At 39.8% G+C, this 11,550-nt stretch carries 8 protein-coding genes and 1 pseudogene; 7 read left to right on the top strand and 2 right to left on the bottom strand.

The annotated features are described in order from the left end of the window. The first annotated feature begins 1,119 nt into the window (after positions 1-1,119). From JCM9140_RS22845 to JCM9140_RS20460, 5 genes are all read left to right on the top strand, one after another. Positions 1,120-3,873, top strand: a complete 2,754-nt coding sequence (locus JCM9140_RS22845; protein ID WP_052002436.1) for a zinc-ribbon domain-containing protein — start codon at positions 1,120-1,122, stop codon at positions 3,871-3,873. Between the two features lie 152 nt (positions 3,874-4,025). After that, positions 4,026-5,030 (top strand): DUF3231 family protein, encoded by a 1,005-nt coding sequence (locus JCM9140_RS20445; protein ID WP_034751031.1) that lies wholly within the window; start codon positions 4,026-4,028, stop codon positions 5,028-5,030. Positions 5,031-5,206: 176 nt separating this feature from the next. After that, complete coding sequence (locus JCM9140_RS20450) at positions 5,207-6,466, top strand: flavin-dependent oxidoreductase (protein WP_034751034.1); 1,260 nt, start codon at positions 5,207-5,209, stop codon at positions 6,464-6,466. Positions 6,467-6,485: 19 nt separating this feature from the next. Further along, positions 6,486-7,838 (top strand): solute carrier family 23 protein, encoded by a 1,353-nt coding sequence (locus JCM9140_RS20455; protein WP_034751037.1) that lies wholly within the window; start codon positions 6,486-6,488, stop codon positions 7,836-7,838. An 85-nt stretch (positions 7,839-7,923) separates the two neighbouring features. Continuing rightward, positions 7,924-8,214 (top strand): Dabb family protein, encoded by a 291-nt coding sequence (locus JCM9140_RS20460; RefSeq protein ID WP_034751039.1) that lies wholly within the window; start codon positions 7,924-7,926, stop codon positions 8,212-8,214. Between the two features lie 286 nt (positions 8,215-8,500). On the opposite strand, the gene JCM9140_RS20465 is transcribed toward JCM9140_RS20460, so the two are convergent. Then, positions 8,501-9,520, bottom strand: coding sequence for a zinc-binding alcohol dehydrogenase family protein (locus JCM9140_RS20465; protein ID WP_034751042.1), 1,020 nt, complete (start codon positions 9,518-9,520; stop codon positions 8,501-8,503). 235 nt (positions 9,521-9,755) lie between these two features. Between JCM9140_RS20465 and JCM9140_RS20470 the strand changes: the two genes are divergently transcribed. Then, entirely contained in the window at positions 9,756-10,325 is a 570-nt protein-coding gene (locus JCM9140_RS20470; RefSeq protein WP_034751045.1) for a hypothetical protein, read from the top strand. 115 nt (positions 10,326-10,440) lie between these two features. Then, positions 10,441-11,184 (top strand): annotated as a pseudogene (locus JCM9140_RS20475) (sugar phosphate isomerase/epimerase family protein); the annotation flags it as partial. A gap of 151 nt (positions 11,185-11,335) precedes the next feature. Here JCM9140_RS20475 and JCM9140_RS24150 read toward each other — a convergent pair. Next, the coding region (locus tag JCM9140_RS24150; RefSeq protein ID WP_175578207.1) for a hypothetical protein at positions 11,336-11,550 on the bottom strand (215 nt) is incomplete at its 5' end.

Below are 11,550 nucleotides of genomic sequence, written 5' to 3' on the forward strand. Positions count from 1 at the left end.
ATGTATAAACAATACTCTCATTCGCAGAAGAGCGCTGTTCTGGAGGAGCAGCACTCTCTCCGAATAAGCCGATGGTTACATCATGAGTAAACATCTTAGAAAACTCATGTCCCCCTGTAAGACGAGCTGTTTCTCTTCGTAACACGGTAAGAGATTCGACAATAAAATAACCAAACTGGACAATAAAATAACCAAACTGGACAATAAACTGTACAAACTGGACATTAAACTGTACAAACTGGACAATAAATACATCACTCTCGACAACAAATCAAAACAACTCGACAATAAAATCAAATCATGATAAGTTTTGCAGGTTTTTTATTTACAATCTCTGTGAAAAACACTAAGAAAAAGCTGTTTTTTAATATTTAACAGTATCTAATCTGGTTTTAGTCCTCTATAAGTGGTGTAGAATGAACAGCATCTTCTCCGAATGAGGGGTTGGAAACATCGGGAGTGAACTCCGCCAAAAATCCGATCATGTCCCCCCTGAGTCCGAACCCGTTCTCTTCGTAGACCGTCATGAGATACATCTATGAAAAGGCTACACGAATACCCTTCTCCTTAGAAGAGAAAGGATGAGCCGGGACGTTGCCAGGCAGAAAAAGCAGAACCCATGGGGCTCTGCTTTTGTTGTGCATAAACAAAACATTGAAAGTGTTGAAGAGATCTAGTTTAGACTAAAGTCTTTCTTGAATAAGTCCAAGATAACACCATGAGAAAACTTCTCCCAAAGCCACATCTCCCCCTATGGGACAAACTCTATCTCTTTGTAGACTGACATGAGGATTCTTCCGGAAGAAGAGTATGGACTTCACGTAAATTGAAATATGCAATTATGGTACTCATGGAATAATTACTAATACACTAGATAAAAAAGGTTGAAGTACCAGGAAAAGAATCACGCACGTTCACTGATACAAGCCAAATGTTAAAGAATAGTTGTTATACTAATTGTAGTTACGTTAGCAAACACTATTCTTGATGATCATGCATTAAACATTTAAGTGTGTGAGTAGACACATGGGTATGTATAAATAGTATCTCTTAGCTCTAAATGATTAGGAGAAGATAGTATTTTCTAATTCTTGTAGTTTCGGATGAGAGGTGATGGCAATGTCGGGAAATAAAAAAGGACTTGATATTACTCATAAAGAATTAACAAAAGAGTGGAACCACAACAAAAACACACATATTAGTCCGAATGATGTTACTTATGGTTCTCATAGGAAAGTCTGGTGGGTATGTAAGAATGAACATGAATGGGAATCAACAGTTAAAAATAGAGCTATGCAGAAGTCAGGTTGTCCTATATGCAAAAAGAGAAAAACAAAGGTGATTGATCACGAAGAAAGAAACAAAAGATTAGCGCTAGAATGGCATCCTACAAAAAATAACGATAAAGCATTCTCGGATTTTAAACCATTTTCCAATAAAAAAACTTGGTGGAAGTGCGCCAAAGGGCATGAGTGGGAAGCAGTTTTAGGAAGTCGGTCAAAAGGAGCAGACTGTCCCTATTGCTCGAACCTAAGAGTATGTGAGGATAACTGTTTATCGACAGTTAACCCAAAACTAGCGACAGAATGGCATAATAAAAAAAACGAAAGCCTTACTCCTTATGATGTTATGGAAAAATCTATGAAAGTAGTATGGTGGTTGTGTAAAGAGGGGCATGAATGGGAAGGATCCATTCATAACCGGAACAAAGGGGCTGGATGCCCGTATTGTTCGAAGCGTCTCCCTACGAAAGAAACATCAATTGTGACAACAAATCCTGAATTGATGGAACAGTGGGATTATGTGAAAAACCAACATTTAGACCCGTACCAACTCAGATCAACATCACATAAGAAGGCATGGTGGAAGTGCGAAAAAGGACATAATTGGGAAGCCAAGATTATTCACGTCTGTAACGGTCAACGTTGTCTAGAATGCCATAGTAGCCACGTGAATCAAGAAAATCAATTGGACTTAATATACCCGGAACTTGTCAAAGAGTGGGACTATGAAAAAAACTTGAAAGACCCTAATTATTATTCTTATGGTATGACGGATACGGTATGGTGGAAATGTGAACAAGGGCATGAGTGGAAAACGAGAATTGCGAACAGAACAATAAAAAACACAAAATGTCCTACATGCAGTAAGTTAGATGTTGAGCATTCTAAAGCACTCGCTTCTCGTTTACCTGAACTGGTAAAGGAGTGGCATGTTCAAAAGAATGGTGAATTAACACCTGAAAACATGAGTTATAGTTCAAATCAATCTGTATGGTGGAAATGTCAAAACGGACATGAGTGGGAAGCGACCCTGACTAGTAGACATAAAAATAATAAACCAATTTCATGTCCTTATTGCACGAGAAAAAGACCGAGTGAGGAATACAACTTTGCTATTTTGCACCCTAACCTGTTGCAAACTTGGAACTATGAGAGAAATCTTGATTTAAATCCTTATCAGTTATTACCTCATTCTCACAAAAACGTATGGTGGAAATGCGAAAAAGCGCATGAGTGGACAAGCACTATAGATAACAGGGTTCGGGGGAATGGGTGTCCTTATTGCGGTGGATTGTTGGCTACGAAAGAGAGAAACCTCGCTATACTTTTCCCAGATGTATTAGAAGAATGGGATCATAACAAAAATAAGGGAATGAACCCAGAGGAGATAATGCCTTTTTCCGATAGGAAGGTATGGTGGAAATGCGAGAAGAAACATGAATGGGAAACAAGTATCGCCAATCGAACGACAGGAAAGGGTTGCCCTAAATGCAGTTCGGATTCAAGAACGTCCTTTCCGGAACAAGTTATCTTTCATTGTTTTAAGCAAGTTTTTGCAGATACACAAAACCGCTATCATTTAAAAGGGGACCAAGGCAACGGTTATGAATACGATGTTTTTATTCCATCATTGCGATTGGCGATTGAATATGATGGGCTCTTTTATCATAGTAAAAAAAGCCAGGTAATCAGAGATGAGAAAAAGAATAGGTACGCTAAAGATAATCATTTTACGCTCATCAGAGTAAGGAACACGGGGCTGCCAGCAATAAATATGCACGGATTCTCATATATCGAACACTCGTATCCTGATCTAAATAGTTTAAAAGATTGCATACTTTTCTTGGCCGATTATATCTTATCAACTTACGACCTAATGACAGAAGAGCGGAGAAATTTAGAAAAAATCCGCTTAATGGATATTGAAAAAGAGAGAACCACTATCTTAACGTCTTATAAACAATATAAAAAACAAAGTAGCGTAGCATATTTATACCCTGATCTAGAAGATGAGTGGCATCCAACGAAAAATGGTGAATTAAAACTGGACGTTTTTACAAAAGGAAGTCATTTCAGAGCATGGTGGAAATGTCGTAAAGGTCATGAGTGGGAAGCAGCCATCTATCAAAGAGTGGATGGTAGAGGTTGCCCGTATTGTTCGAATAAAAAAGTTTGCGAGGATAATTCATTGCAAATGTTGTATCCACAAATAGCTGAAGAGTGGCATCCAAGTAAGAATGAAGAGTTACAACTACAAGAATTTACATTTTCCTCCACTAAAAAGGTATGGTGGAAGTGTAAAAAGGGCCATGAATGGGAAACAAGAATACATCTAAGGACAAAGAGGGGATTCGGTTGTCCTTATTGTTCAAATCAAAAAGTATCGATAGAAAATTCAATTGTATACACCCATCCATCTCTAGCCAAAGAGTTTCATCCGACCAATAATGGTGAGTTAGGTCCAGAAACGATCACGTATGGAATGGGGAAAAAACTGTGGTGGAGATGTGTCAACGGACATGAGTGGCTTGCTTCACCTAATATGCGAACGCATTTTAATTTGAATTGTCAGTTGTGTAAAGAGAAGTGATAAGTAGGGGGTCGGTTCTTAAGGAAGAACCGACCCTTAGTGCTTTCTAGAACCTTCCTAGTCTTAAGAGAGATTGGACACCTTTCTCCTCAAAAAATATTTTATAATCTTTATCCATTATGGGAAAGCTTCTTTCAAGAGGTGATCAAAGTATGGATAAAGAAAACTTAAAACTCACATCTTCAGAAATAGGAACTCTATGGACGCAATACATAAATGGCACCGCTGTTGATACAATTAACAAATATATGTTCACTATTATAGAAGATGAGCAAATCAAAGCCCTTTTTCAAGAAGCGATTCAGGTATCTGAAAAACAAAAAAATACGATTACAACCTTTTTTGAAAAAGATGGATTTCCTATTCCGGTTGGATTTAATGATTCTGATTTAAAGCAGGGAGCAAAACGACTATTTTCTGATGTTTTTTGTTTACATTACTTACATATCATGACGTTGCATGGCTTACTAGGTCATATGACGTCACTTACCTCTTCTGTGAGAAAAGATTTACGAGAATTTTATGATGCATGTGATAATGAAGGAAAGAAAATGTATCATCAAACGACTGAGCTTCTTTTAGAAAAAGGGCATTTTCAAAGAGATCCGTACTTTTACCCTGACGAAAGCCCTGAATTTGTTTCTGGTCAACAGTTTTTAGATGGCTTTTTTGGTGATCAACGTCCGTTAGCGGCAACGGAAATCATTGGACTATCGCTAAACATTAAAAAGAAAATTTTAGAAAAGTCACTATCAATGGGATTTAGTCAGGTTACGAATTCAGAAGAAGTGAGGGACTTCTTAAAGTCAGCACAACATACGTCTGACAAGCAAATTCAATCACTAACAAAAATCCTTCATCAAGATCAGCTACCTATTCCAACATCTTGGGAGTCCGAAGTGACGACATCTGAGGAATCTCCTTTTTCTGATAAGCTAATGCTGTATCATATCGGATTTTTGTTGCAGTCTTCCCAAGCTTATCATGGGACAGGACTTTCAGCAGCTATGCGTATAGATCTTGTGGTGGCATATGAAAAGATCATCCTTAAAAATTTAATGGTTACGAAAGAATGGTTCAATCTTATGACTAAGAATAAATGGTTAGAGCAACCACCGATTGCACCTAATAGAAAAGAGATTGCCAAAAATAAATAACGAAAAAGTCCTCCCCGAGTAGTGTGAGGACTTTTTCATGTCTATGATCGGATTGACGGAGCTCATGAAGCGACATCAGCTTGCAGTTAGAAGATAAGCTTATAAAAAAATGGGTGTATACAGACAATGCTGACTTATGAGATAATTATGAAAAATTGTAAAGTGAGGGAATTTTTGTGACTACAACTAAGAAATCTGTCATTATCGCCGGTGGAGGAATCGGAGGGCTTGTTACTGCCCTAAAACTTTACCGCGGTGGTGCGTCAGTGCGAGTGTTTGAAAGTGTTCAAGAAATTCGAGAATTAGGAGTAGGGATCAATCTTCTCCCGCATGCAGTACGTGTGTTAACCGAGCTTGGATTGGCGGATGAATTAGAGAAGGCAGGAGTAAAAACAGCCGAATTGAGATATTTTTCTAAATATGGTCAGGAAATATGGCAAGAGCCTCGTGGGCTTGCTTCAGGGTATAAGTGGCCGCAATACTCAATCCACCGAGGAAGATTGCAAATGATTTTATATAATGCGGTGAAGAGGGAATTAGGAGAAGAGGCTGTGATCACTGGGCATCACCTAAGCTCTTTTGAACGTTATGATGACCGGGTTGAAGTTCAATTTGAGGATCGAAAAACGGGACAAAAACTAGGAACCTATCAAGCTGATATGCTCATTGCAGCGGATGGTATTCATTCGGTTGTAAGGAAAGCCTTTTATCCGAATGAAGGAGATCCAATATTCAGTGGGCGAATTTTATGGAGAGGTCTAACCGAGTCTTCTCAGTTTCTGACAGGTAAAACGATGATCATGTCAGGCTATCAGGACCAAAAATTTGTTGCCTATCCGATCTGTCCAGATGCACTAGCAGAAGGGAAATCACTAGTTAATTGGATTGCTGAGTTAACGATCAACGATGAGGCTCCTCCTCGTACGGATTGGAATAAGAAAATTGACAAACAAAAGTTTGCCCCTGATTTTGCTAATTGGGAGTTTGATTTTCTAGACATCCCGAAATTAATTGAAGAGACAGAGGATGTGTATGAATTTCCAATGGTTGACCGCGATCCATTGCCACAGTGGAGCTTTGGAAGAGTCACCTTATTAGGTGATGCAGCGCATCCAATGTATCCAATTGGGTCAAACGGAGCGTCACAAGCGATTCTTGATGCTGATGCTTTAGGGATTGCATTAGCAGAAGAGGATGATGTCGCAAGTGCTCTTCGTGCTTATGAGCAAGCTCGTTTAGAACCGACAGCATCAATTGTGAGAAGTAACCGCCAAAATGGTCCTGAGGTTGTTATGCAAATTGTCGAAGAACGTGCACCAAATGGGTTTGAGCATTTACACGATGTGATTTCTCAAGAGGAACTTGAAAGCATTTCAAACAAATATAAGAAAATTGCTGGGTTTGATAAAGAACGATTAAATAAAATGACAGTCTAATGGAATAAGGAGTCGACCAATGGCATTAAATAAACGAAAAAACGGAGAAGAACTTCCTTACTGGCCAATCGGTCCTTTTAAATTTAGACTTCCATTCATTCATTACAGATTGGAAATGCCGGAGATCATCCAAGGGTTTGTTCTATTTTCGATAGGATTAAGTATCATTCCTATACTAGAAAGTCACGTAGGAATGTCGTATGATGCGGCGCTTGCCGTCGTGATCGTCTTTCACCTCCTAATGCTTGTTCAAACGGCATTAGGAACCCCCTTTGTTCCAGGATTGATTACACCATTGATTCCGTTACTCGTGATCTTTCTAGGAAACTTTGAACCTGGACCTGAGGCGATTCAAGCGTTAGTCGCTGTTCATCTTTTAGTGGCAGCTATCTTTTTAATTTTAGGGATTACGGGCCTTGGAAAAATCATCGTCCATACATTACCGTCCTCCTTAAAAGCAGGTATATTAATTGGAGCTGGATTAGCGGCTTTAATTGGGGAATTCCAACCAGGGGGACGTCTTGCTGAAACCCCGATCTCATTAATTATTGGTGGACTCTTTTGTTTGTTTATGATGTTCTCTGGCTTTTATAAATCGTTATACAAAAAAAGCAAGATAGCCAGAGTCGTTGCGAATTTTGGAATTATGCCAGCGATTTTAATGGCGATTTTTATTGGCTGGGTCGTAAAGGAATATCCATCACCAAATGTGGAATGGGGCATTACGGTTCCTAACTTTGCTGAGATGTGGATGTATACGCCTTTTGTCGTTGGGTTTCCTAGTATGGAAGTCTTTATGCTTGCCATTCCAATCGCCATCATGGGATACATTATCGCTTACGGGGATATCATCGTAGGAACATCTCTTGTTCAGCGAGCAGAAAAGGTGAGAAAAGATGAAGTAATTGATTATGATGTAACAAAGCTGCACCTTGTTGCTTTTTTAAGAAACTTTGTTCATGGCTTATTTGCCCCACACGCTGGTTTAGCGGGTCCGATCTTTACCGCTGGGACGGCTTCTGTTGTCGAACGATATACATATGGAAGAAAGGCGATGGAATCGGTATATTCAGGCGCGAATACACTCGTTATTTCATTGACGGCAGGGTGCTTCATTCTCCCGTTAGTCACGTTGTTTCAACCATTTTTACCAATCGCCCTATCGATTACACTTATCTTAACAGGCTATCTATGTATCACTTTAGGATTAAGCTATGTGAAAACAGACGTGAGTCGAGGAGTGGCGATGGTCACAGCGATTGTGTTGGCTACTTACGGGGCGACACATGCTCTCATTGTCGGAGTGGTACTCTACTTTATCCTTGAAAAGCAGTTCAGTAAAAATCGTGATTCTGAAAATAAAGCAGCATAAAAGAGGGAGACATCTGGTGATATCCTGCTAGTTGGACACTAGCAGGGCTTTATTTTTTTCAAAAAAGAAAGGGGCAAAAATTAGTATGGTTACCCATATTGTATTGATTAAATTCTCAAGAGAAGTAACAGATACACAGGTAGATAAGCTTATTGAGAAAACACTGAAATTAAAGGATGAAATCCCTGGTATTATCGATATTCAACAAGGACGAAACTTTTCTAATCGAAATCAAGGATATGACGTGGGGATGACCGTGAAGTTTGAGAACAAACAAGCACTTGAAAACTTTGGCCCCCACCCGAAGCATTTAGAAGTTGTCGAGTATTTGAAAAATGAAATTGGCTTAGCGGATTTAATTGTTGTTGATTTTTAGGTAGGAGAAAAGCATGGGGGAAACTCATGCTTTTTTAGAAGAGAAAGATCAATTCTGGAAGTCATGGGATGAAAACAGGCTACATAGTATTGTAGACCGAGTAATTATGATGGATTCAATTAAAATGTAAATTAACAAGATATGGAATGGAGCTGGATAAGCCAGTTCCATTCTTTTAATTCTTTCAAAATCTAAAGGGAGCATATATTGAACATGAACTACTAAGAATACAAAGTCATTTACTGGATAGAACGACGCTAAGAAATACTATTAGGTTCACATAATTTTAAAACCCTTCAAGAACGATTTTTCCTATCGTTTTCCCTTCCTCTAACATAGCATGTGCTTTTCGTGCATTTTCCGCATTTATGGGAGAAAGAACTTCATTCACGGTCGTTTTAAGGACATTAGAGTCAATCAGATCTGAAATCTTATTTAAAATTTCATGTTGTTTCATCATATCGGGAGTACCAAACATGGCACGTGTAAACATCAGTTCCCAGACAAATGTAACGCTTTTATTAAATAAGGGATATAAGTTTAATTTCTCATCGGTCTCATAAATGGAGCAAATTTTCCCTTGAGGTTTAATCACTTTCGCCATATTATCCCAGTGCATGTCGGTACGGTTCAGACATAAAATATAGTCGACATGTTCCAATCCTATTTGTTTCAGTTGCGGTACAAATTCCTCGTAGTGGTTAATGACATAATCGGCACCTCGTTCTTTTATCCAGTTGGTTGACTCTGGTCGAGAAGCTGTCCCTATGACCGTTAGATTAGCCCTTTTTGCCAATTGAATGGCTATTGAACCAACTCCTCCAGCAGCTCCAATAATTAATAGATTCGTGTTCTCGTTTCCGGTCTCTGGTATACCTAATCGATCAAATAAGGCTTCCCAAGCAGTTAGGGAAGTAAGGGGTAACGCAGCTGCTTCTGGATAGGATAAAGTTTTAGGCTTACGTCCTACTATTTTTTCATCGACAAGATGATACTCACTGTTGGCTCCTGGTCGAGTAACGCTACCTGCATAAAAAACGGGATCCCCTTTTTTAAACAACGTAGTGTCGGGTCCAGTCTCTTCAACAATACCCGCAACATCCCACCCAAGTATTTTCGGTTCCGTTTCAACACGATCCTTTGGACGCCTTACTTTTGTATCAACCGGATTCACTGAAATCGACAGAACTCGGACTAAAAGGTCATGGCCTTGTGGTGTTGGCTTTGGTATTTCAACATCTAATAAGCTTTCTGGGTCGGAGATAGGGAGATACCGATACAATCCCACTGCTTTCATCTTTGTCATCTGATTTTTACTCCTTTAATGATCAGGTTTTATCCAGCATTTTATAACAACAGTTAGGATGCGCTTAAATTGGAACAATATGTATGCCTCTTGATCGTGGAAAAATAATTCAATTCGAACGGGTGCTCTGCGCAGCTTGCAGAACTGTGTGCTAGGCACGTTTAAGAAAATAAAGAACTAAGAGAGTAAAAATCCCTCCTAGAGGCATTTTAATTAAAAAAGGGAGGATTCTAACATGAAAAAGATAACTCTAACTATTGCAATGGTTAGCTTAATAGTAACTGGACTTTCAGGATGTGGGGCAGATAATCAAGCTGGTGTTGGAGCAGATGGCCAGCGTCAAGGGATTTTAGGGATAAATCAGAATGATACAGATATGTTGAATGAACGTAATAATAAGCAAGACTCAACTTTGGAGAGGGCAGGACTAGGTAATGAGCTTCCACAAAATTGGGGGACTGACTTAGGTCAAGGGAGAGGCTTTCTTGATGCGGATAGAAACGACCAAGGACGAATGAGGGTGGCTCAGGATAATGGGGGGATGTACCGAGCAGGGGATCGAGATTTATTATCTGACCATGATCCAATAGCAGGTCCCAACCAAATTCAGGAAAACCAAGTCACTGTCCAACATACAATAAAGCAAATCGAAAAGTTAGATGGAGTAAAAGAAGCTCGTGTGAGTGGAAGTGTCATTGAAATTAGAGTAGCGGAAGGAACTGAAGAAGAAACAGAAGCGAATATCGAACGTGAAGCTCAGCTATTTTCTGGCCATCAAACTGTTCGTATTGTGAATAGATATTAAATGAAAGGCTAGGTTGATTCAGTCTCTGCCCCCATATCATGTCGACCTTATCGATATGATACAGCGGACAGGCACCTTAATACGGGTCGTGCCAGGCACTTTTTCCGAGCTGCCATGCAACCCGATCTCACCAGATCAAGCTTTTGCCAAAGAATGTGATTCGGTTTTACGTAAAACCATTAAACTTGCCTCTCTTCTTCAAGTTCCGGTCGTTAATACCTTCTCTGGAACAGCAGGAGATAGTGAAGATGCCAAACAGCCGAACTGGCCTGTTGTCCCTTGGCCTACTGAGTATGCTGATATTCTAACATGGCAATGGGAGAATAAATTAATTCCTTATTGGAAAGAAATCGGTAAACTAGCTGAGGACCATAATGTGAAGATTGGTTTGGAGCTTCATGGAGGTTTCCTTGTTCACACGCCATACACGATGTTGAAGCTACGCGAAGCAACATCCGATGCAATTGGTGCAAACCTTGATCCGAGTCATATGTGGTGGCAAGGTATTGATCCTGTCGCAGCAATTAAAATTTTAGGAAAAGCTGGAGCCATTCATCATTTCCATGCTAAAGATACTTATATAGATCAAGATAATGTGAATATGTATGGGTTGGTTGATATGCAGCCATATGGAAATGTTCAAACACGTGCATGGACATTCCGCAGTGTAGGGTGTGGTCACAGCCTGCAAGAATGGTCTGATATGATTAGTGCTCTTCGTATGTATAACTATGATTATGTTGTTAGCATTGAACATGAAGATGCGATTATGTCGATTGACGAAGGGTTCTCCAGAGCAGTTAAGAATTTAAATGATGTGTTGATTAGAGAGCCGGCAGGAGAGATGTGGTGGGCATAAGATCGTTTTAGCACACTGAAAAGAAGAAGTGAGAAAAGGAAACTGCAGAGAGAATGATAGTCTATAGCTTAAGTGCCTGTCACCATCCGAATCATGTAGAGATCCTAGACATAATGGGGGTAGTGACAGGCACTTATTCATTTTTTCTTACTTATTCACTTTTTCGTCTAATATTAACTCGATTATTCGCCGTATTATCACCAGACGTCACATTTTGAATCACGATGTTTGTAGCAGAGCCCGCAGCTGCAGCGGAATCGGCATCGGCGTCGGCATCAGAATCGGAATCGGCATCCGCACTGGCGTCGGCACTAGCATCGGCATCGGCGTCCGCGCTTTGCGTCAGCACTGGCGTCGGCATCAGCG

It is taken from the genome of Halalkalibacter wakoensis JCM 9140 (genome assembly GCF_000513095.1).
In the GTDB taxonomy this organism is placed as follows: Bacteria; Bacillota; Bacilli; order Bacillales; family Bacillaceae_D; genus Halalkalibacter; species Halalkalibacter wakoensis.